Annotated in this window: 19 protein-coding genes and 1 pseudogene; 16 read left to right on the top strand and 4 right to left on the bottom strand. The window is 59.3% G+C overall.

Annotation, left to right across the window (positions count from 1 at the left end; all coding sequences use genetic code 11):
- Position 1: 1 nt before the first annotated feature.
- The 9 genes from B7E11_RS10410 (at position 2) to B7E11_RS10370 (ending at position 9918) form a co-directional block, all read left to right on the top strand.
- Complete coding sequence (locus B7E11_RS10410; protein ID WP_080834101.1) at positions 2-733, top strand: ABC transporter ATP-binding protein; 732 nt, start codon at positions 2-4, stop codon at positions 731-733.
- Positions 730-2295, top strand: coding sequence for a hypothetical protein (locus tag B7E11_RS10405; RefSeq protein WP_080834098.1), 1566 nt, complete (start codon positions 730-732; stop codon positions 2293-2295). Before B7E11_RS10410 ends, B7E11_RS10405 begins: the two co-directional genes overlap by 4 nt.
- 105 nt (positions 2296-2400) lie before the next feature.
- Entirely contained in the window at positions 2401-2838 is a 438-nt protein-coding gene (locus B7E11_RS10400; protein WP_080834096.1) for a hypothetical protein, read from the top strand.
- Positions 2835-3971: a transglutaminase domain-containing protein gene (locus B7E11_RS10395; RefSeq protein WP_080834094.1), complete on the top strand. Its 1137-nt coding sequence runs from the start codon at positions 2835-2837 to the stop codon at positions 3969-3971. The genes B7E11_RS10400 and B7E11_RS10395 overlap by 4 nt, the downstream gene beginning before the upstream one ends.
- A gap of 167 nt (positions 3972-4138) precedes the next feature.
- On the top strand, positions 4139-6202 hold the full coding sequence (locus B7E11_RS10390; protein WP_080834091.1) for a peptidoglycan D,D-transpeptidase FtsI family protein: 2064 nt from the start codon (positions 4139-4141) through the stop codon (positions 6200-6202).
- Positions 6203-6284: 82 nt separating this feature from the next.
- Positions 6285-7028, top strand: a complete 744-nt coding sequence (locus B7E11_RS10385) for a Cof-type HAD-IIB family hydrolase (RefSeq protein ID WP_080834089.1) — start codon at positions 6285-6287, stop codon at positions 7026-7028.
- A 7-nt stretch (positions 7029-7035) separates the two neighbouring features.
- Entirely contained in the window at positions 7036-7515 is a 480-nt protein-coding gene (locus tag B7E11_RS10380) for a DUF456 domain-containing protein (protein ID WP_080834087.1), read from the top strand.
- Between the two features lie 23 nt (positions 7516-7538).
- Entirely contained in the window at positions 7539-8258 is a 720-nt protein-coding gene (locus B7E11_RS10375) for a ThuA domain-containing protein (RefSeq protein WP_080834085.1), read from the top strand.
- A 10-nt stretch (positions 8259-8268) separates the two neighbouring features.
- On the top strand, positions 8269-9918 hold the full coding sequence (locus tag B7E11_RS10370; RefSeq protein WP_080834083.1) for a putative polysaccharide biosynthesis protein: 1650 nt from the start codon (positions 8269-8271) through the stop codon (positions 9916-9918).
- Here the strand turns inward: B7E11_RS10370 and B7E11_RS10365 are convergent.
- Complete coding sequence (locus B7E11_RS10365; protein ID WP_176220683.1) at positions 9915-11129, bottom strand: DUF2515 family protein; 1215 nt, start codon at positions 11127-11129, stop codon at positions 9915-9917. The two genes, B7E11_RS10370 and B7E11_RS10365, sit on opposite strands and share 4 nt — an antisense overlap.
- A 113-nt stretch (positions 11130-11242) precedes the next feature.
- On the opposite strand from B7E11_RS10365, the gene B7E11_RS10360 reads away from it, so the two are divergent.
- The 6 genes from B7E11_RS10360 to B7E11_RS10335 all read left to right on the top strand — a co-directional run bounded on the left by B7E11_RS10360 (position 11243) and on the right by B7E11_RS10335 (position 17982).
- Complete coding sequence (locus tag B7E11_RS10360; RefSeq protein WP_080834078.1) at positions 11243-12931, top strand: stalk domain-containing protein; 1689 nt, start codon at positions 11243-11245, stop codon at positions 12929-12931.
- Between the two features lie 66 nt (positions 12932-12997).
- The gene (locus tag B7E11_RS10355; protein WP_080834075.1) at positions 12998-13348 is read left to right on the top strand and encodes a thioredoxin family protein; all 351 of its coding nucleotides are present in this window, start codon (positions 12998-13000) and stop codon (positions 13346-13348) included.
- Positions 13349-13590: 242 nt separating this feature from the next.
- Positions 13591-14535, top strand: coding sequence for a COX15/CtaA family protein (locus tag B7E11_RS10350; RefSeq protein WP_139787142.1), 945 nt, complete (start codon positions 13591-13593; stop codon positions 14533-14535).
- A 21-nt stretch (positions 14536-14556) separates the two neighbouring features.
- Positions 14557-16323, top strand: a complete 1767-nt coding sequence (locus tag B7E11_RS10345; protein WP_080834073.1) for a UbiD family decarboxylase — start codon at positions 14557-14559, stop codon at positions 16321-16323.
- 132 nt (positions 16324-16455) lie between these two features.
- Complete coding sequence (locus B7E11_RS10340) at positions 16456-17163, top strand: Cthe_2314 family HEPN domain-containing protein (RefSeq protein WP_080834071.1); 708 nt, start codon at positions 16456-16458, stop codon at positions 17161-17163.
- A 36-nt stretch (positions 17164-17199) separates the two neighbouring features.
- The gene (locus B7E11_RS10335; RefSeq protein WP_080834070.1) at positions 17200-17982 is read left to right on the top strand and encodes an SDR family oxidoreductase; all 783 of its coding nucleotides are present in this window, start codon (positions 17200-17202) and stop codon (positions 17980-17982) included.
- A gap of 99 nt (positions 17983-18081) precedes the next feature.
- Here the strand turns inward: B7E11_RS10335 and B7E11_RS10330 are convergent, their stop codons facing one another.
- On the bottom strand, positions 18082-18333 hold the full coding sequence (locus B7E11_RS10330) for a NifU family protein (protein WP_080834067.1): 252 nt from the start codon (positions 18331-18333) through the stop codon (positions 18082-18084).
- Between the two features lie 89 nt (positions 18334-18422).
- Between B7E11_RS10330 and B7E11_RS10325 the strand changes: the two genes are divergently transcribed.
- A complete protein-coding gene (locus B7E11_RS10325) occupies positions 18423-18689 on the top strand; it encodes a YuzB family protein (RefSeq protein ID WP_080834066.1) in 267 nt (88 codons plus the stop codon).
- Positions 18690-18702: 13 nt separating this feature from the next.
- Here the strand turns inward: B7E11_RS10325 and B7E11_RS10320 are convergent, their stop codons facing one another.
- Positions 18703-19758, bottom strand: a complete 1056-nt coding sequence (locus B7E11_RS10320; protein WP_080834064.1) for an NAD(P)/FAD-dependent oxidoreductase — start codon at positions 19756-19758, stop codon at positions 18703-18705.
- A 410-nt stretch (positions 19759-20168) separates the two neighbouring features.
- A pseudogene (locus tag B7E11_RS10315) lies at positions 20169-21467 on the bottom strand (IS110 family RNA-guided transposase).
- Positions 21468-21658 lie beyond the last annotated feature (191 nt).

Below are 21658 nucleotides of genomic sequence, written 5' to 3'. Positions count from 1 at the left end.
GATGAACATCCATCATGCGAACGATGCGGTTTTTTCCGCGGTTCCCGCGATCCGCTGCCGGGCCGTCGGCGCCAAATGGAAGAAAAAAACGCTGCTGGAAGCAGTCGGGTTCGACGTTCCGCAAGGGAGCATATGCGGGTTGCTCGGCCCTAACGGCGCGGGAAAATCGACGCTGCTGCGCATGCTGACCGGTCTTGTGCCTCCGGATTCGGGCGAGGTGCTGCTGTTCGGGCAAAAGGCCGGGGAACGCACGCTGGCCCAAGTATCGTACCTGCCCGACAGGGGGCAGCTGCCCGGCTGGCTGAGCGTCGCGGACTGGCTGGAGCTGGCGTCCGGCATTTATCCGGACTGGAACCGGGCGCGGCAGCGGGAGCTGGCGCAAAAGCTTGCCGTCGATCCGGCCGCCCGGATCGGCGCCTTGTCGCGGGGGGAAGAAGCGAGATTGCAGCTGCTTACCTGTCTGTCCAGGCAGGCTCCGCTCATCGTGCTGGACGAACCGTTTACCGGCGTCGATCTCGTTTCCCGCGAACGCATCGCTTCCGCCGTCGTCGGGGACATGGCGGACGGGTTCCGCACGTTTCTGATCGCCACGCACGACATTCGGGAGATGGAGTCCATTTTCGACCGGATCGTGCTGCTCGGAGACGGCAAAGTCAAAGGCGCGTTCGAAGTGGAGGAGCTGCGGAGAGAGGGCCGTTCGGTCGAATCCTGCTATAGGGAAGTGTTCGCATGAAGCCGCATATGCCGCTTTTCAAACTGGAGTGGAGCGCCTATGTACAGCCCGGCATCGTAAAAACCGCCGCGTCGGCTTACGCGCTGCTGCTTGCTCTGGCTGTCGTTTTCCTGCAAAATTCTCTGGCGCCCGAGAAGCTCCTTTCCCTTGGCGCGCTTATCGTTTGCTGCCTTGGAACGGGGTTTTCCCTGTTCCCGTCCCTTACGATATGGGAAAATCCGTTCCGCGAGTGGTGGCTCGCGATGCCGCATTCCCGCCTTGAACTGCTGCGCGCGAAAATGTCGGCGGCTTACGCCGCGCAAGCGATCGCGTCGTTCGGCCTGTGGACGGTAAGCGTTCTGCAGATTCTTGGTTCGAGAACGTTATTCGGAACCCCGTTGACGCATGCTCGAGGCGACGAATTGCTCGGCATGTCCCTTGCCTACCTGGCGCTGTTTTGGGCTTGCGGCTTTGTTTTTACTACGTTCGGGTTTCTGTTGCTCGGCTTTTTCCGGGGGCGGCGGCAATGGCTGACCGTTCCGTACTTTTGCATCGTCATGCTTCCGTTCGGGATGTTTCCGCTCCTCGCGCTGTCGACAGACGTTGCGCCGCAATGGTTTGCCGCGGATAGGGTTGCCTTATACGCAGGGATAGGTTTGCTCTTCGGCTTGCTGCTGAAGCGGGCGACGATTCGTTTCGTTTCGCGCCGCGGGATGGCCGATTTGGCCCGTTACCGTTCCGGCATGAAATCGAGTTCCGAACGAGGCGATGAGAGCGTCAAGCTGCGCTTCCGGTCGGGCGCATCGGGCGGCTTTCGCGCCCTGTATGCGCTGGAGCGCTCGCGGTTCCGCCATTTCGCGAGGCTCAAGACGGCGCGGGCCGTTCGGTACGCGCTGCTCGCCCTTGCCGCGGTCGCGGGCGTTTTCGCCTTCGGGGAAAGCGAAACGATGTTCGTGCTCCCGGTCATGATCCTTTATTTTGCGGGCATTGGGCCGTTGTTCATGCTTGCCGTCATGCTGCAGCACGATGCCGGACAGCGCCGGCTCGTCTGGTGGCTGGCCATGCCCTACGCGCGGCGGACGCTGTTGTTTTCCCGAATGCTCGCCGTTTGGGTAACGCTGCTGCGGGGAAGCGGGCTCGCGTTCGCGGCGTTTGCGCTCGGAGCCGCGGCGCGCTGGGCCGTCTCCGGCTGGCCGTCGGATTCGTGGAGCCGGGACGCGGCAACCTTCGCCTACTTGGCGTTCTGCTGCTGCGCCTTCAGCTTGCTGATGACGTTTGTTTTGGCGATCGGGCCGTTTTTGTACAAAAACGCTTGGACGTCCGCGCTCTTCCTTCCGCTGTACGGCGGCGCCGGCTTTCTGCCGACCGCGATCAACCGGTGGGTGCTGCCCGCGGTCGCAAAAGAGCAAGGGATCGGCAATAGCCAATGGGCGGCGACGATCCTCGCGATCGCCGTTTGCTTGCCCGCGGCTTGGGGGTGTTTCGCGCTGGGGGCGAAATGGCTTCATCTCCACCTGTTTCAAACGCAGGAAGCGGGCCGCAGAGCCTTTTGGTCCCGCGACGGCAAAACCCGTTCCGGCTGATTTTTCGGTCTATGCGCAATTCGTCTCTTGCTCGGGTTGAACTGCGGCACGGAACGCACGTATAATAGATGCTAGAGTATGCAGGCTAGGCATGGAGGAGATGGGATGGACCTCGATTTGGAGGCGTGGAAACAGTTCGCGATCGACCACTGGATATTGATCGTCATCGCCGTCGTGGCGCTGATCGTCGTGATCAACCTCGTCAAAACGGTGCTCAAATGGGTGTTAGTCGCCGCTATCGTCGTCGGACTGGCGGTTTACGGTGGATACAGCGTCAACGACCTGAAGGAAGTCGGAAGCAAAGTGACGCAGGCGCTTGAGGATCAAGCGGTCAAGGCGATGGCCGGCGAGGCGTCGCAGGCCGAATACAGACTGAACGACGACGGGACGTTTACCGTCGCGACGCCGAATCTGGAATTGACGGGGACGCCCGGTTCCGGAGAAGTTTCCGTGAAGTTTCAAGGCGTCTCGCTTGGAACGTGGAATATGGAAGGGGCCGTCCGCGAGTTCATCGAACAGGCTCGGGACCATGCCGCTTCATGAATAGGATAGACGCCAATTGGATCACCGTCGCGCTGCTTGTCATCGTGGCGGTTTCTTTGCTTCAAGGACTGCTTCGGGGAGCGAAGGGATCGGCCAGGCAGCTGTTCGGATTCGTAGCCGGCGCGGCCTTTACGCTTCTTTCGGTAGGAGGAGCCGCCTGGGCGGCCGCAGCGGCTTCCCCTCACGTGCAGGCCTGGCTGATCGCCAGAGGCTGGCGGCAGCCGCTTCCGGACGCTTCTTCCTGGGTCCAGCTCGCCTTTACGCTGATCGCCGGAATCCGGGCCCTGCCGCTGCTTCGCTTTTCTTTGCTGATGCTGTTTTTTTATATCGTGCTGCGCGTCGCGCTCGGACTGATCGGCTCGCTGCTCGCGCGAATAGGCGGTCTTCCGTTCACCCTTCTGCCTTCCGGGGGCGCCGTCAGCCGCGCGATCGGAGGGCTGATCGGCGCGGCGCTGGGCTGCGGCCGCGCGCTGCTGCTGACGGCCGTGCTGTTCGCGTATTGCTCGCTGTGGCCGCAAGGACCTTATGCGGACTACATTCAACAGTCCGGCCTATACAAACAGACGGCTTCGCAAATTATCCAGCCCGCCGCCGGCTCGCTGCTGACGAAGCAGCTTCCCGTCTTCGCCGCGACCATGCAGACGGAGCTCGACCAGCTGTGGCAGAAGCGCTACGACATCATCGATGCCGAGCTTCCTGCCGACATCGCGGAAGCGGCAGTCTCCGTCACCGCCGGCGCGGAAGGCGACGAGGCGAAAGCTCGGGCGCTTTACGCTTGGGTGGGCAGCCGCATCGCCTACGACTACGATAAAGTGGAAGCTTACGAGGAACGCGGCGAATGGCGGGAGCAGACGCCGGAGGATACGTTCGACACCCGAAAGGGCGTTTGCATCGATTACGCGAGATTGTACGCGGCCATGGCCCGGGCCGTCGGCCTCGACGTCCGCGTCGTCACCGGACTCGGGTACGACGGACAGGGCGGATACGGGGCTCACGCCTGGAACGAAGTATGGCTGCAGGAGGAAAACCGGTGGGCGCCGCTCGACGCCACATGGGCGAGCTCGGGAGATTGGTTCGATCCGGAGGGCTTCCAGGATACGCATATTCGCCAGGGGCCGATCTCGTATGTATAAGGGATGCCGGAGTAGTTGACGCGAAACGATTCGAAAAAGGGGTTATCGGGACCGGGGGAAGCCGCCGCGCGCCGCGAGTGCCGTCGCGGCAGGGCGCACACGGCGAATCGGGGGCATTCCGGTTTTTCAATCGCAAATAGATATCGGAGCTACAGGAGGAAAGCGCAATGACGGACGATCGGACGGAAGAAGCCCAGAAGAGGGAAATTCGCAACCGTCGGAATTTCAGCTTTCGGCTGAACATTTTCTTTTTTGTTACTTTTTTCGCGTTTTCGCTGCTCATCGTCCGGCTCGCCTATCTTCAGTTCGTCGAGGGTCCGTCGCTCGCGGAAGCGGAGCAAAAAATCGCCACGAGAGACGTCTATATCCCGCCGATCCGCGGCAACATTTACGATTCGACCGGGACGGCGATCGCCTATTCCACCTCGACGCAATCGCTCTATTACACGTTCGAGCCCGGCACGAAGGAGGAAGACGGACGCAAGCTCGCGGAGAGTCTGGCGGCCGTGTTCGCGCAATACGGCGACCCGGCGGAGAAGCCGCTTACCGCCGACGAAATTTTCGGCTATATGGATTTCGGGGGCATCGTGCATTTGCCCTACCAGCAGCGGCGGATCAAATCGAATCTGACCGATAAGGAAATCGCCTATTTCAGCGAGCACCGCAACGAGTTCAAAGGCATCGACATCGTCGAGGAAAGCATCCGGCAGTACAGCGAGGATCAGGTCGCGGTCCAGCTGGTCGGCTACATGAAAAAATTCAACGGCGCGACCTCGCTCGACAAGTACAAAACGATCAACGACAACCAGGACGACCCGACCCTCAAATATTTGGACTCCGAAGAAGTCGGGTTCGACGGCATCGAATTGATGTACCAGGACGTGCTGCGCGGACGCAACGGGCTCAAGACGTATCCGGTCAACAACATGAGCCGGATCGTCGGCCCGATGGAGCTGACGAAGCCGGTCAAAGGCGACAACCTGTACCTGACGATCAACAAAGACGTGCAACTCGCGACGCAAAACGCGATTACGACGCATCTCGAGAAAATCCGCAACTCGTCGAACAAGGCGGAACGGGCGGAAAATGCGATCACCGGCTATGCGGTCGCGATGGAGGTCAAGACCGGCAAAGTCGTGGCGATGGCGAGCATGCCGGATTACGATCCGAATTTGTGGCAGGGCGGCATCAGCAGCAAGGACTACGAAGAGGTTCAGTACTTTATCAGCAACGGCGCGATCCGCGAGGTGCAGGCGCCGTATGCGGAGTACGAGGAGCGGCTGAAGCACCCGTCCTCGCTCGTTTTCCTCGGTTCGACGCAAAAGCCGCTGACGATTTTGCTCGGGCTGAAGGAAGGCTTGATCACGCCTTCCACCTCTTATAACGACCGGGGCTATTTCGAGTTCGGCCGCAAAGGCTACGAGGTAAGAGTCCGCAACGCGGGCGGCGGCAAGGCGAACGGCCTGCTGTATCCGTGGTCCGCGATCGCGAAATCTTCGAACGCCTTCATGGCTGCGGAGATCGGCAACGCCTTGTATATGCGGGACGGAGACGAAGGGCTGGACATCTGGGATTCGTTCAACAAGCAGTTCGGGCTGGGGGTCAAGACGGAGAGCGGCCTGCCCGGCGAGTCGGCGGGAGACATCAACTATTACAAAGAAGCGGAACGAAGCGGTGGCGCCCAATCCCCGCTTATCTACGCTTCCTTCGGCCAGCAGGGCCGCTATACCGCCTTGCAGCTCGCCCAATACGCGACGACGCTTGCGAGCCACGGCCAGCGTCTCAAGCCGCAATTCGTCGACAGGATCGTCGACACGGACGGCAACGTCGTGCAGTCGTATCAGAAGGAAGTGCTGAATACGATTGAGCTGCCGGACACCTATTGGGATACGATCGAAAGAGGAATGTCGCAGGTAAACGTTCAAGGCTTCGACGGCTTCGACTATAACTTTTACCGCAAAACCGGCACTTCCGAGCAGGACGTCGGGGGAACGAGAAAAGAAAACGCCGTATTCATCGCCTACGCGCCGGCCGAGGATCCGGTGCTGGCGGTCGCCGTCGTCGTGCCGGAAGGCGGCTTCGGCGGCTGGGGCGCCGCGCCGATCGCGCGTCAAATTTTCGACGCGTACGATCAGGAGATCGGCCTGACGGGAACGCCGAAAAAACAGGCGGCCGCGACGACCGACGCGAACGCCGATCAGACCGGGCAGGCGAACTCGGAGGCGCGATAAGCCATTCGCGCGCAATGACGGGGCTCGTATGCTAAAATATGGCGAACGGGGATAGAGACAAACAAAAGGAGTGGACGTTTTTTTGGCACATTATCGGCTTTTGGCTCTCGACCTGGACGGCACGACGCTCAACGATCGCAGCGAGATCAGCGATACGACCGCGGAATGGATCGGCAAGGCGGCGGAAGCGGGGGTTACGGTTTGCGTGTCCACCGGACGCGGGAAGCAGGGGGCAATGCCCTACGTGGAGCAGCTGGGGCTTACGTCCCCGATGATTTTCGTCAACGGCGGCGAGATTTGGCGCAGTCCCGACGAACTGCATCGCCGCATTGCGCTTGACGCGGAGATCGTCGCACGACTGCACCGCCTGGCCGCCGGCTACCCGGACGTATGGTTTTGGGCGTATTCCACCGAAGGCATTTACAACAAGGAGAAATGGCTCGACGACTGCGCCGCTCTCGAATGGCTGAAATTCGGTTACTATACCGAAGACGCGAAGCAGCTCGCGGAAATATTGAGCGAGATTCGCACCTGGGACGGCCTGGAGCTGAGCAATTCCTCGCCCTTCAACATCGAGATCAATCCGCAAGGCGTCTCCAAGGCGACGGCCATCGCCGAAGTTTGCCGCATGCTGGGGTACAGCATGTCCGAAGCGGTCGCGGTCGGGGACAGCCTGAACGATCTGGAGGCGATCAAGGCCGTCGGGCTCGGCGTCGCCATGGGCAACGCGCAGGAAGAGGTCAAAGCCGCCGCGGATGCCGTTACCGGAACGAACCTGGAGGACGGCGTCGCGCAAGTCATTCAAAACTATGTGCTAAAGGCGTGATGGACGGATGGACATTTTGGGCTGGTTGATCATTGCGGCGCTGTTCGCGCTCGGCATGGCCGGAGCGGTTTTTCCGGTATTGCCGGGGGCGCTGGCGATATTCGCGGCGTTTTTCGTGTACGGGTTCTTCTTCTCTTTCGAGCCGTTCGGCTTCTGGTTTTGGACGATTCAGACGCTGATCGTCGTCGCGCTGATCGCGGCGGACTATATCGTCAACGCCTGGGGCGTCAAAAAGTTCGGAGGCTCCAAGGCGTCCGTCGTCGGCAGCACGATCGGCGTCATCGTCGGGCCGTTCGTTATTCCGGCGTTCGGGCTGCTGATCGGCCCCTTCGCGGGCGCCGTCATCGGCGAGCTGATCGCAGGCTCCTCCTTCGACCGTTCGTTGAAGGTCGGCTGGGGAGCCGTCATCGGGCTGTTCAGCGGCATGGTCGCCAAAATCGTTCTCCAGTTGATCATGATCGTGCTGTTCATCATCTGGCTCCTGTAGCCGCATAAGGAAGAGGCGACGTTATGATTCGCGTGACGGTATGGAACGAATTCAGGCACGAGCCTATTCACGACGAGGTTCGGAGCGTCTATCCGGACGGCATCCACCGCGCGATCGCGGCCGGACTCGAGCAGGAGGAGAACTTCTCCGTGCGTACGGCGACGCTTCCGGAGCCCGAGCACGGGCTGACGCGGGAGGCTCTCGACGAGACGGACGTGCTGATCTGGTGGGGGCATATGGCGCACGGCGAAGTAAGCGACGACATCGTCGAGCGCGTCCATGCCCGCGTGCTTGAGGGCATGGGGCTCGTCGTGCTGCATTCCGGCCACTTTTCGAAAATTTTCAAAAAGCTGATGGGGACGAGCTGCGACTTGAAATGGCGCGAAGCGAACGAGAAGGAGCGCATCTGGGTCGTCGATCCGGCCCATCCGATCGCGGCGGGGCTGCCCGAATATTTCGAGCTCAAGCCGGAAGAAATGTACGGCGAGCATTTCGACGTTCCCGCCCCGGACGAGCTCGTGTTCGTCAGCTGGTTCGAGGGCGGCGAAGTGTTCAGAAGCGGCTGCACCTGGAAGCGCGGCCAAGGCAAAATTTTTTATTTCCGTCCCGGCCACGAGACGTATCCGACCTATTATCATCCGCTCGTGCGCCGCGTCATCGCGAACGGCGTCCGCTGGGCGGCCCCGTCGGGCTCGGCGAGGCCGGTGCGCGGGAATCACAAACCATTGGAACCGTTAGGATGACGACGTTAAAATGCCTAAAAAAGACTCGCTAATCAAAGGTACTCTGATCCTGGCGCTCGCGGCGCTTGTCGCCCGGGCGCTCGGCTTGTTTCAAAAGGTTCCGCTCGATTACTTATGGGGCCGAGAGGGAGGCCTGGCGTTCGGATACGCGAACAACATTTATCTGCTCTTGCTTGTATTCGCTACCGCAGGCATCCCGAGCGCCATCAGCAAAATGGTGTCGGAGCGGGTGGAGCTCGGACGCGAAGCCGAAGTGAAGCTCATCTACCGCGCCGCCCTGAGATTCGGCATCGCGGCCGGGGTTGTCATGACCGCCGGTCTTCTTCTGTTTGCGCCTTGGTATGCGAGGCTGGCGGATGCTTCGTATGCGACGCTAGCCATTCGGGCGATTGCGCCGTCTTTGCTGCTGTTTCCCGTTATCGCGATCATGCGGGGATACTTTCAGGGCAGGCAGTATATGACCGCAGGCGGCATCTCGCAAATCGTGGAGCAGATCGCCCGCGTGCTGACGGCGATCGTTCTGGCCTTCGCTCTGTCGGGCTGGGGGTACGACGACAGCCATATCGCGGCCGGCGCCGCGTTCGGGAGCGTGTTGGGAAGCGTCGGAGCGTTTGCGGTCATGCTCTGGTACGCGTTCAAACTGCGAAAAGCCGAGCCCGACCGCGCGCATGCCCCCCAAGAGCCGCAAGTCGGCGGACCGCCGGTATTAACCCGGACGAAAGAAATTTATGCCGCTATTTTCCGGACTTCGATTCCGATTTTGCTGACCGCGATGACGGTACAGGTGATTTACTCTTTCGACCAGACGGTTTTAATTCCGTTATCCCAGTGGAAATACGATTTCGCGACTGCCGAAGCGTGGGGAGAATGGATGACCATGCGTGCGCAGGCGGTTGCCGGAATTCCTCCTATTTTGGCCATCGCGCTGAGCACGTCCTTGCTGCCGGTCATCGCGTCCGCGTTCGCTTCCCGGGACATCGAACGAGTCCGGCACCAATCGGCGCTGGCGATGCGCATCGCGGTGTTTAGCGGAATGCCGCTTGTTTTGGTGCTGACTACGGCAGCGTATGCCGTCACCGGCACGCTTTTTGATTCTCCGGACGGCTCCGCCATCGTCGCGGTCCTGACCGCCGGAACGATTTTTCAAATTTCGATGATGGTGTCCAACTCGATTTTGAATGGCCTGAGCCTTCAGCGCAAAGCCATGACCCATACGCTGGTCGGCATCGCCGTCAAAATCGCGCTCAGCTTCGCGCTGACTCCGTTTTTCGGCATTTACGGGCTGCTGGCGGCGACCAGCGTTTGCTTCATTTTCATTACGGCCTGGAATATGCATGCCGTTCGCAAGGTCGCCGACGTCAAGGTGCTGGGCAGTCGCTGGCCCGGATTTGCTGGCGTCGTGGCGGTCCTCGCCGCCGCCGGCTGGGCGCTCGCGCACTATGCCTTGGAATGGTTCGAGCCGCTCGGCTGGAAGTGGCCGTACTTGCTTGCCGCGGGGCTGACCGGCGCGGTCGTCTGCGGCGCCTATCCGCTGCTGCTCGCGGCGCTCGGCGTCGTCCGCTCCGAAGATCTCGACAGCTATCCGGCGAAGCTGCGCAAGCTGCTGAAGCCGTTCATGCGCCTGCGGAAAAAACAGGCGCGAAGCGGAGCGGACGCCTAAAGCTGCGGCTGCAGCTTCTCCGCCGCAAGGGCCGCCGTCTGAAGCTTGCGCTGGCCGAGCAGATGCTCCTCCGTCATGTCGACGAGGAGAGGGCAGCGCAAATGCCGGAAAGCGTGAAGGACGGACAGGCTCTGGAACCAATCGCCTTCGGTCACGGGACCGAGCGGGCGGTCCGCCCAAGCTTCCTCCAGCCGGGGACTCAGCCAAGGAGGCCCTTCCGCACGTTCGGCATCTTGCCCGCGCGTTTCGGGGCGGATGCCTTTTTTTTGCGCGGCGAACGCATGCGGCCAATAATCCGCGCGGGAGCCGGTATGGGGAACCGCCCGCGCGAAATCGATCGCGCCGTCGCGAATGCGCGGGCAAGCGAACAGCATGGCGTACAGACACTTTCCGAAGGCGATTCTTTCGTCCAGCGAATCGAACCGTTCCAGCACGCGTCCGGCCAGCCGTTCGCCCATTGGCCCGAGCGGAAACACGATCTGGTTCAGCTGCAGCAGCGGCTGGCTGCGGAACGGCAGCGATTCGACGACTTTATCCCGATACTTCGGATCCCGCACGATACGGTGTTCGATGACGTTCTGTTCGTTCACGACGAGCGCCACCGTCAAGGGAACCGGATCGCGGTCGATCCAGAAACGTTCCCAGAACGGCGCCATAAAGGCAGACACGCCGAAAGCGGGAAGCAGCGCGAACAGGCCGCGTCCCGCAAGACGGCTTTCCGCATAGAGCCGAAGCTGGGGATAGGCGTCCCGAAAAATCATCGCGTTGCACGATTCGAGCAGATGGAACGTCGATTCGACGGCGGCTTCGGGGAGCAGCCGCGGCAGCCATTCGCCCTTCAAGTCGGTCATATTCCAGCCGCCGTTGCGGGAGACGAGATGAGCGAGCAGCGCCCAGTGAAGCTCGGGAAATTGAAAAAATAAATCCGCATACGCCTTCGTCCGCGTCACGTTGTTGCGGTTCAGCGACTCCGTTTCGGCGGCGATCCGCCTGACCCGTTCCCCTTCTTCGCCGAACAGCACGGTCGACTCTCCTCTTTTTTTCCGAAACTGCTCCTGTTTGAGCGCTTCTACCGTCCACTCGACGGACTCCCTCCGAATCTTCAGCGGCTCCCGGGGTCTCGTCAGCTCCGCCGAGCGCCGCCACCCGGAAGCTTTGGCCGCCATGCCCTCCGCCAGATGCCGGATCGCTTCCAGCCACTCCTTTGCCATGAACCATCCTCCATTTGAAAACGCGCCTCTATTGGAAGGATTTCCAATTTGCGTGTCGAAATAACTGTTTACCCAAGGCATCTTTGATGGGAATTTACCGGGGAGCGTGACGCATGAAAAAATGGCGCATGAGACGGATGGGGAGCCTGCTCGCGGGACTCTTGCTGCTTGTCATGGCCGGCTGCCAGTCCGTCGGCGGACTTGACGTGAACAAGGCGATCGTCAACCAATTGGATGTGACATCATCCGAATCGAGCAGTACGTTCGAGCTTTCGTTGGACTGGGATCGGGACGCTCTCGCCGGGTGGGACGAAGCGTCTTTGCGGATGCTGGAATGGATTAGCGAAATCAAGCTTAGCTTGAACAGTCTGAAGCAGACGGACGACGGCAGGGTGTCGGCTAACGGTATCCTTTCCCTCGGAAAGGGGGACATTCCGTTCGCGGTTCAAAGCGACCAAAAGACGATGCTGATCGAAATCGGCGGGGCGAAACGGCCGATCGCGATCGATTTGCAAAGCTATGGAGGGTTGAGCCTCGGGGGAATGCAGCCGGATTTGATCGCCGGGCATATTCAACAGTTGGCGAAGAAAGCCGCATCCTACGCGATCGGCCATTTCCCGAATCCGTCGGATATCGAGGTGAAGCGGACGTCGGTTCCGATCAACGGCGTCGCGACGGACGTTTCCCATCTCCACGCCGAGCTCGACGGCCGGGAACTGGGCGAAATGATTCCGGCTTTCCTCGATTCGATTTTGGCGGACGAGGAAGGGCTTCGCGCGTTGCTGAAGGAGTTTTATGCCATGACTGCCGAAGCGGAAGCGTTGTGGTACGCGGAAATGGAGCGGCAATGGGCAGAGGAATTCGGAACGGAAGAAGAGTGGGCCGGCGAAGAAGGGTACGACGAGGAAGGGTACGACGAGGAAGGGTATGACGAGGTAGGAGCGGATGACGAATGGCTCGATGAAGAAGAATGGCTGGACGAGGAGTGGGAAGATTACGCGACCCCGGCTCCGTTGACCGACGCCGAGATCGACGCGGAAATCCGGGCTTTGATCGATTCGCTCAAGGAGGCCCGGCAAGAGCTCGAGCTGGCGAAAACGGACGAAGAATTCGGCTGGGACCGTTTGTTTAACAAAGGCACGAAAATTTCCGCCGACGTTTATGTCGATTCGTCTCTGCAAATCCGCAAGCTTTCGGGAGAGGCGCGCATCGATACGACCGCGCTTGCGGACGAAGCCGTTCCCCTCGTCGGGATCGCGCTCCGCTACGACGAAGAGAAATGGACGGTGAACGGGGACGTCTCGATTCCGGAAATCCGGGTTCCCCGCAACGCGCTGACGGAAGAGGAGTTGGAGACGATGCAGCCGATCCGGCTGCTGCGCACGTTCGATGCGGATTCGGTCGCGTACGATCTGCTGAAGAACGAGCTGGAAATCGACGACCAGGAAGTGTGGCTGAGCTCCTACTGGCCGGACGTCTACTTCTATGACGAAGCCGGAGTGCTGTACGTGCCGGTTCGGGAAACGCTGACGGGCTTCGGCGACGTCATGATTTACGACCATGCGGCCCGCTCGATCAACTTTTATGACGAGGCGACGTACCAGGATATTACGCTCGAGCTGGGATCGGCCGCCATTACCGTTAACGGGGAATCCGACGCCTGGCTCCATCCGGTCATCGCCCTGGACGGCGTCGCCTATGCCCCTGCCGACGAGCTGCTCGGACAGCTCGGGGCGACGTATTCGTTCGACGACAGCTACGACGAATACGACCGCTGGATGGTGATCGAAAGGGATTTGTAGAAAAACGTCCGAAGGCGTATAATGACCGTACGATAACCGGAGATTTTCGAAGGAGGTACGGAGGTTATGCGCAAAATCAGGGAAGAGGCCGAGTTTCGCGAGGCGGTCGGCGGCAGCGGGCTGACGGTTGCGGTATTCAAGACGACATGGTGCAAGGACTGCCATTTCATCGATCCCTTCATGCCGGACGTGGAAGCGGCGTACGCCGGCCGCATCGCGTTTATCGAAATCGATCGCGACGATTTGGCCGACCTTTGCTTCGAGCTGAACATTCTCGGAATCCCGAGCTTCATCGCGTTCCGGGAAGGCAAGGAGCTTGTTCGGTTCGTCAGCAAGCTTCGCAAGACGCGGGAAGAGATCGAGCTGTTTCTCGATCGAGCGATTGCCGTTTCGGACAGTCTGTCCGCGTCGGTATAAGGAGCAGGCAACGAAAGCGCCCGAGAGGGCGCTTTTTTGCGCAATATGAGATATAATGGCGAATAATGGCGATTTTGTGACCCGTATAAAGGCGATTTCATGACAACAAAAGCCATTTTTCCAAGGCAGCCGCCGTCCCGCTATAAAATCGTCATACTTTAAACATAGTATTGTGAAACGCGGTTCGGTATAATGAGGTTGGCTATTTTGAGCTAACTTTCACAATGAAACCGGGGATGGCCATGACCGCAAAAAGATTTCGAATATTGTCGCTGCTGTCCTGCATCGGGATGCTGCTGGTGCTGCTGGCCGGCGTCACCGTTACGAATACCGGCTCCGGCGAAGGCTGCGGAACGGATTGGCCGCTGTGCCACGGGAAGTTCATTCCGGCCTATACGCTGGAGTCGATGATCGAGTATTCGCACCGGTTCGTCACCGGCATCGAAGGACTGCTCGTTCTCGCTACGTTTGTTTTTGCGTTTATGATGCGTCCGCGAAGCCGCGAAGCGCTGTGGTACTCCGGCGGAGCGCTGGCGTTCACGGTCGTCCAGGCGATTCTGGGGATGATGGCCGTCATTTGGCCGACGTCCGACGCCGTGATGGCGATTCATTTCGGCATTTCGATGATCGCGTTTTCGTTCACCTGGCTGTTGTACGCGTGGGCGAAAAGATACGAGAAAGCGCAAGCGGAAGGAGAGCCGAATCCGGCGGCTGTTCATCTCGGAACAGGCGCCGCCCGCGTTCCCGCCGCGCTCTATAAATGGGTTCTGGCCGTCATGGCGTACTGCTACGTCGTCGTCTATATCGGGGCGTACGTAAGGCATACGAGCACCGCCGGGGGATGCATCGGCTGGCCGCTCTGCAACGGCGAAATCGTGCCGGAACTGACCGGGGCGACGATTCCGGCCTTTATCCACCGCGTGGCCGCCGTCCTTTTGTTTTTCGCGATCGTCGCCATGTTCCTGTACGTCCGGAAAGCTTCGGGAAGCCGCGAACTGAACGGGATCGCCGCCTCGGCGCTCGGACTGGTCGTCGCGCAAATTTTAAGCGGCTGGCTGCTTACCGTCACGTTGCATAACGAAGACGTGTACGTGTTTACCGCTCTGCTCCATACGATCATCATTTGCATTCTGTTCAACGCTTTATGCTTGCTGGCGGTCCGGGCTTATCAACTGTCCCGCCGCTAACGCCGCTTGGAGGGTGAATTCATGAGTTTTTCGTCGCTTAGGCCGTTCTTGGACGTGCTGCGCAAGGAGAAAGATTTGGCGATCGTCGAGGCGCCTGTCGATCCTTACCTCGAAATCGCGGAAATCCATCGTCGGGTCATCCAGGAGGAGGGCCCGGCTTTGCTGTTCACGAACGTAAAAGGAAGCTCCTTCCCCGTCGTGACGAATATGTTCGGGACAAGCCGCAGGGTAGACCTCGCGTTCGGTCCCCGGCCGGAGCAATTGATGAACCGGCTCGTCGGCGCGCTGGACAAGCTGCTGCCGCCGACCCCGGCCGCGCTGTGGCAGGAGAAGGACATGCTGTTTGACCTGATGAAGATCGGCCTGCGCAAAACGAGCCGCGACGCCGCTCCGGTGCTGGGCGTCTCCCGGACCGAGCAGCCGCTCAAGGGGCTGCCCGCGCTGACGAGCTGGCAGGAGGACGGCGGGCCTTTCATTACGCTGCCGCTCGTGTACACCGAGCAGCCGGGACATCCGAAGAAGCACAATCTCGGCATGTACCGGATGCAAATTTTCGACGAAAAAACGACCGGCATGCACATTCAAATTCACCGCGGGGGCGGCTTCCATTACAGCGAGGCCGAGAAGCGCAACGAGCCGCTGCCGGTGACGGTGTTTCTCGGCGGGCCGCCGGCCCTTATCGCCTCCGCGATCGCGCCGGCCCCCGAAAACCTGCCCGAGCTGCTGCTGACGTCGCTCATCATGGGCAGCAAGCTGCCGATGGCCGAAGATCCGCTGGGCGGGCACCGGATTCCGGCGGAAGCGGAATTCGTCATTTCCGGCCGCCTGCTCCCGTTCGAGCGCCGTCCGGAAGGCCCGTTCGGGGACCATTACGGCTATTACTCGCTGCAGCACGATTTTCCGGTTTTGCACGTCGATCACGTCTGGCACCGCAAGGATGCGATTTACCCGGCGACGATCGTCGGCAAGCCGCGCCAGGAAGACTATTATTTGGGCGAATTTTTGCAGCGGCTGCTTTCTCCCGCGTTCCCGATGGTCATGCCGGGCGTCCGCAGCCTGTGGACATACGCGGATACGGGCTTCCATGCCCTGTCTTCGGCCGTCGTCAGGGAAAGCTATTCGCGCGAAGCGATGGGAACGGCGTTCAGCATTCTCGGCCAAGGGCAGCTGTCGCTTACGAAAGTGCTGATGCTGACCGACCGGGATGTCGACCTGGAGAATTTCCGTCTGCTGCTGTCCACCGTGCTGGAACGGTTCGATCCGCAGAGGGATTTGTATATTTTCGACAACACTTCGCACGATACGCTCGATTACACCGGCCCGCGGCTCAATCACGGCAGCAAGGCGGTAATGCTGGGCATCGGGGAGCCGATCCGGAAGCTTCCTTCCGAATATACGGGCGGTCTCATTCCGGGAATCGACCGGCTGAAGCCGTTCTGCCCGGGCTGCCTCGTCGTCCAGGGAGCAAGCTACGCGGGCGATCCGCAGCTGGCCGAGCGGTTGTCCGTTCAGCTTGCGGAGTCCGGCTGCGAATGGCCGCTCGTCGTGCTGGCGGACGATGCCGACATGGCGGAAGGCGAGTCCTCGTTCCTGTGGACCACGTTTACGCGCTTTAATCCGGCGCAGGATATTTACGCCGTGAGCGAGCAGGGCCGCCATCATATCCGGTACGGGCTGCCGCTCGTGATCGATGCCCGCATGAAGCCCGGCTATCCGGACGAGCTGTTTCCGAGAGAAGATATCGTGCAGCTCGTGGACAAGCGGTGGAAGGAATATTTTCCGGCCTGATCCATATCGGCGCCTCGCCGGCCCTCAGGGTTGAGCGCGGCGCTTTTTTTGCTTAAAATAAATAGAACGGCCAAATCGACTGGCGCTTAAGCGCCTACATCGGCAAGGGCGGAAAACGCTGGAGGAACTTTCATGCTGAGATCGATATTCGGGGAACCGCCCCGCAAGTGGGAGGGCGCCCCCGCGGAAGCCGTTCGGGAAATCGAGAGCTATATCGGCCGTCTGCGCGACAAAGCAAACGGCATTCACGGGGACAACGCCAGGTTCCGCAAATACGCGATCTGGTCGGAAGGCCTACTGCGCTCGCTGGATGAATTGGAGCAAAGCCGTTACGCCGCTTTCCGCTTCGGAAGCCGGGTAACCGCCACGATCGTGAAAGAGCTGGGGGACGCGGAACGGCTGGATTACGACCGGTACGTTTATTTCGATAAAAACGCCTACATTCGCATTTTCGCCTTGCTTGACAAGCTCGGCACGCTGCTGAACGACGCCCTGTCTCTCGAAACGGAAAAAGTCAAACCGCATTTTTCCTATTTCACGGTGCTTCGCCGAATGAGGCAGGACGGGCGCCATCGGGAGCTGGGGGAAAAACTCGGGCATTGGAAGGAAGCGTACAAGCCTCCGCTCGACCGGCTTCGCAAGAGGCGCAATACGGAAGTTCATCATATGAATGCCGAATTGCAGGACGATTTGCTGCAAAGCTTGGAGCCGGAACGCGATCTTTCCCGGCTTCGCCTGGAGGATCTGTCGGCGCAATTGAACGATTTGGAGGACGGCTGGGACATGGTCGTGAAAACGTTGGCCATCTCCTTTGCGTACTTGCGATCAAACGCGGAATAAAGGGTAAACCGCGCTGCGGGGAAGGGGCGGGAACGGTTGTCGAAGCTGTTGGGAAGAACGGCGCTTGTCACCGGAAGCGCAAAAGGCTTGGGCAGGCGCACGGCGCTTGAGCTGGCGGCGCTCGGCTGCGACGTCGTCGTCAATTACGTATCGAGCCGAACGGAGGCGGAGGGCGTATGCGCGGATATCGCCGCGCTCGGGCGCCAAGCGATCGCGGTGCAGGCCGACATCGCAAAACCCGATGATGCCGAGCGGCTGGTAGGGGAAGCCGAAAGCCGGTTCGGCCGGGTCGATATTTTGGTCAACAACGCCGGTCCGTTTATTCGGGAGCGCAAGCTGTTCGCCGACTATACGGCCGAGCAGATTCATTATTTGATGAACGGAAACCTCGTCGGCACGATGCTGCTCGATCATCGCGTGCTGCCCGGCATGCGCCGGCGGCAGTGGGGACGCATCGTGCATTTCGGATTCGGGCATGCTTCAGAGGCGCGGTCATGGCCGCACCGGGCGGTCTATGCGGCAGCCAAAGTCGGGCTCGTTTCGTTCACGAAAACGCTCGCCGCCGAGGAAGCCGGCAACGGCATTACGGTCAATATGATTTGTCCCGGGGATATTCGCGGCGCGAATAAGGAAAAGGGCATCGCGGACGTCGAGGGCGTGAAGGACGAGGAATCTCCGCGCGGGCGTCCGGGCACGGGCGAGGACGTGGCCCGCGTGATCGGTTTTTTGTGCTTGCCCGAATCGGACTTCATTACCGGGAACACGGTCGACGTCTCGGGAGGACTCGATCCGATCGTAAACAACATCAAGCTATTGTAAGCGGCCGCCGAAAAGGCAAAAGGCCCCGCCGCCGGCAATCGGCGAAGCGGGGCCCGCTTTCCGTCCGAAACGAATCAAACGGGAATGGGAATCAAAAAATTAGAACACTTGCACGACTTCCTCGATGCCTTCGACTTCTTCGAGAAGCGCGCGCTCGATGCCGGCTTTCAGCGTAATCGTGGAGCTCGGGCAGCTGCCGCAAGCGCCCATCAGGCGCAGCTTCACGATGCCGTCTTCCACGTCGACAAGTTCAACGTCGCCGCCGTCGCGTTGCAGGAACGGACGCAGCTTGTCGAGCACTTCGAGCACTTCGTCGTACATCGAGTCTGCGGTTTGCGTGTTTTCGCTCATCATTATCGACTCCTTTCTTAGGTTTATTATAGTACAAAACGCAAGGAAATAAAACGGATGTCCGCAAAACAAAGAGGGAGGTGGTTTCCGTGCATATCGTCGAATTTTGCGTAACCAACATGCATCACGGAACCGATCGCGTGCTGCGGAAACTGGAGCAGCTTCCCGATGTCGAAACGGTCGAGTATGGATGTCTCGGCAACTGCGGGGAATGTTATTTGTCCCCGTATGCGCTCGTGAACGGGACGGCCGTGTTCGCGGAAACCGCGGACGAGCTGTACGATCGAATTTTAGCCGAGATGGGCGAGCAGGATGCCGAACGTTCGGCTCTCGACAAGCTGCTCGACGATCTGTAAAAATACGGGATTTTTAACCGAAATGGCGGCGGCTTTTCCAGAGGACGCCGCTTTTGAGCAAACGGGGAACCCGTCCCAGAATCGGCGTCGAGCCCATTAGACCGAAGCCGGATTTTTTGCCGAGCGAGCCGAGCGTTCCTTTCAGTTGAATCCGGGGAAGGCGAATGTCTTTGTTCGCCCAGCGGGCCGCGATGACCTGGGCAACCTGATGGCCCTGCGCCTGGGCCAGCTGTCCGCTGGGCGAAAACGGCTGGCTGGAACAGTCGCCGATGACGAACACGTCTCTTGCATCGGGGAGCTCATGCCATTCGTTCACGATCAGCCGGCCTTGCTTGTCCTTCGGGAAGGTCAATTTTTGCACGAGTTCGACCGGCTGGATGCCGGCCGTCCAAACCGTGACGTCGGACAAGATTTCCTCGTCGCCGTTATGAATGACGCCTTCCTCCAAACGGGTAATATGAATTTGGGAGCGAAGCTCGACATCGTGCTCCTTGAACCAGGAAGCGACGAATTTTTGCAATTTCCCGGGAAATGCGGACATCAGGCTGCTGCGGTCCAAGATGCGGATGTTCAGGTCGGGACGGCTTTCGCGCAATTCCGAAGCGACTTCGACGCCGGACAGTCCCCCTCCGACGATATGAATTTGGCCGTAAGGCTTCGTATCGTTAAGCAATTGATAAGTCCGGCGGGTCGCCGACAGCGATTGGACGCCGGTGGAATGCTGCGGCGCGCCTTCGATTCCGTGAAAATTGTCCGTGCACCCCAGCGCGATGACAAGCGAATCGTAAGGAATCGGGTCCCGGCCCGCCAGTTGGACGGTTCTGTTTTCGAAAGAAACCGATTCGACTTCGCCGTAGACGATGTCCAACTGAGGATGGGACGGAAACGAAACGCGGATATCCAGCTCGGACGACGTGCCGGCAGCCAAAGCGTAAAATTCGGTTTTGAGCGCGCCGAACGGATTCCGATCGATCAGGACGATGCGAACGTCCGCCGCGATATGCTGCAATAATTCCTGTACGACGGTCAGCCCGCCGTAGCCGCCGCCGAGAACGACAACGTTGCTCATGGTGGAAAACTCCCTCAATAAATTAATCTTTTCTCCGTTTTTCTCGCATTTTCTCAGGATTTCAACTTTGACATCCGAGGCTCCCTTGGATAAGATTTGACGCGGAGCGAATATTTGGGATCGACCTGTTGGCGGGAATAGAGGTGGGGACCACCCCGCTTTTTGAAAGCCGTATGGTCGCATATGGATCTCCACATGTGCCCTTGCGGTTTACCCTCCCATATCTCCCTGGGTCGTTGCCCTTACATTCCTTCGTTCTACCTCTCAAGGGGTGGAGGCCAGGTTAGCTCCTTTACGGGGTCGTTGCCCTAATGGAATCGATTACTCCCAGCCTATCCGTGCTTCGTTTGTCAAAGATCAACATGTGTGTAAGCGATGAAACCAAAGTGAGTTATCCATCTGTGAATGAATTAAGCTGCCGCTTGCAATTGAGCCTCCCGATGGGGGCCGAGTACTTTGCTGACGTCATAGTTCTTCTGTTTACGGCCTAGCTCAAACATGACTCGAATGAGCTTGCTCGAAATCGCAATCATCGACTGCTTTTTTTTCAGCGGATTATCCCGGCGCGTCGTGAAGTACAGGTGCAGTGCGCGGAACTCCGGATTTTTGGCAACCGAGGTCAATGCCGGTCGGTACAGCAAAGCCCAGAGACGCTAACGGCCTCGCTTGCTGATGGTCGTTTCCCCTTTGTGAAGCCCGGAGCTGTTTTCTCGCAGGCTGAGACCGGCGTGACGAACGATTTGCCTGCTGTGATCGTAGCCGCTCAAGTCTCCGACTTCCGCCAGGAATCCTGCCACAGTGATGAGGCCGATACACGGAATGCTCATCATGTGGGTGGCGCCCGGAATCTGTTCCACCAGATCCGCCACATGCTCCATCAGTTGTTCGATCTGCCTGCACAGCATGGCGTACTGTTCCAAATACATGGCTAGCTCATGTTTGGCCGCCGTAGCGCCTTCCGTGAGGCCGATGGACGTTTGGGCTTTCCGGTAGAGCAGTCCCGCTCTCTTGGGGCCCACAGCTCGTTTCACATCGTTCTTCTTCCAAGTCGCCACGACTGTCGTTTCGCCGGCGGAGACGACGTCTTGTGGCAGCGGAAAGTGTTGCAACGTAATGAGCGAGGCCTTGCCTTCCCAGTCTTTAAACACTTGCCTATATTCGGGAAAGAAGCGATCCAGCCAATTGTGGATTCTTCCTTTCACCCGATTCAAATCCCCGCATAGACGGTCACGCTGGTTCATCAGTACACGCAGGTCGGCGTAAACACCCTCCGGCAGCTGCGGCTGTGTATAGCGTCCGTCGATGACGAGTTTGGCGACGACCTTCGCATCTTTGATGTCGTTCTTGGTCGGCGAGTTGTCGTCGAGTTCCTTGCTTTTCTTGACGTGATGCGGATTCACGAGCACCACTTCGATGCTGCGCTGCTTCAGGAAGTGAAACAGCGGGAACCAGTAGTGCCCGGTGGGCTCTACGCCAAGTAGTACGTCCGTCAGTCCATGTTCTTGCTGGATGGATTCGGCCCAGGCCAACAAGTCCAGTAGGCCATTCTCGTCGTTCTGGAACAGGCAACGCTTACCGAGCTCAATGCCACGGTAGGTGAAGGCCCGAGCGACATGGTTGTGCTTCGCGATATCCGTCCCGATGACCAATGTTGTTTCAGAAATTCTCGAAATCCGTTGATTTTGCTTGCTCGATTGGTTAAACTTCATAGTGAGCGTCCTCCTCTTAATTAGGGCAGTGAATGTGCACCATTCCGAGACCCAGCATACAGGAGGCGCTTTTTGTTTTGCAAACCGCATTTTAATTCATTACAGGAATGGCTCCTTTGATGTCTTCTTTTCTTAGTATGGCCCGAGGAAGGAAACGCACGGCAAAAAAAGCGGCTACGCCTGCCGCTTCG

It is taken from the genome of Cohnella massiliensis (genome assembly GCF_900169535.1).
Taxonomy (GTDB): Bacteria; Bacillota; Bacilli; order Paenibacillales; family Paenibacillaceae; genus Cohnella; species Cohnella algarum.
This window is presented reverse-complemented; position numbering and strand designations above follow the sequence as displayed.

Coding starts and splice junctions, on each gene's coding strand:
- B7E11_RS10410 (WP_080834101.1), top strand. CDS start 2: ATGAACATCCATCATGCGAACGATGCGGTTTTTTCCGCGGTTCCCGCG.
- B7E11_RS10405 (WP_080834098.1), top strand. CDS start 730: ATGAAGCCGCATATGCCGCTTTTCAAACTGGAGTGGAGCGCCTATGTA.
- B7E11_RS10400 (WP_080834096.1), top strand. CDS start 2,401: ATGGACCTCGATTTGGAGGCGTGGAAACAGTTCGCGATCGACCACTGG.
- B7E11_RS10395 (WP_080834094.1), top strand. CDS start 2,835: ATGAATAGGATAGACGCCAATTGGATCACCGTCGCGCTGCTTGTCATC.
- B7E11_RS10390 (WP_080834091.1), top strand. CDS start 4,139: ATGACGGACGATCGGACGGAAGAAGCCCAGAAGAGGGAAATTCGCAAC.
- B7E11_RS10380 (WP_080834087.1), top strand. CDS start 7,036: ATGGACATTTTGGGCTGGTTGATCATTGCGGCGCTGTTCGCGCTCGGC.
- B7E11_RS10375 (WP_080834085.1), top strand. CDS start 7,539: ATGATTCGCGTGACGGTATGGAACGAATTCAGGCACGAGCCTATTCAC.
- B7E11_RS10370 (WP_080834083.1), top strand. CDS start 8,269: ATGCCTAAAAAAGACTCGCTAATCAAAGGTACTCTGATCCTGGCGCTC.
- B7E11_RS10365 (WP_176220683.1), bottom strand. CDS start 11,129: ATGGCAAAGGAGTGGCTGGAAGCGATCCGGCATCTGGCGGAGGGCATG.
- B7E11_RS10360 (WP_080834078.1), top strand. CDS start 11,243: ATGAAAAAATGGCGCATGAGACGGATGGGGAGCCTGCTCGCGGGACTC.
- B7E11_RS10355 (WP_080834075.1), top strand. CDS start 12,998: ATGCGCAAAATCAGGGAAGAGGCCGAGTTTCGCGAGGCGGTCGGCGGC.
- B7E11_RS10350 (WP_139787142.1), top strand. CDS start 13,591: ATGACCGCAAAAAGATTTCGAATATTGTCGCTGCTGTCCTGCATCGGG.
- B7E11_RS10345 (WP_080834073.1), top strand. CDS start 14,557: ATGAGTTTTTCGTCGCTTAGGCCGTTCTTGGACGTGCTGCGCAAGGAG.
- B7E11_RS10340 (WP_080834071.1), top strand. CDS start 16,456: ATGCTGAGATCGATATTCGGGGAACCGCCCCGCAAGTGGGAGGGCGCC.
- B7E11_RS10330 (WP_080834067.1), bottom strand. CDS start 18,333: ATGAGCGAAAACACGCAAACCGCAGACTCGATGTACGACGAAGTGCTC.
- B7E11_RS10320 (WP_080834064.1), bottom strand. CDS start 19,758: ATGAGCAACGTTGTCGTTCTCGGCGGCGGCTACGGCGGGCTGACCGTC.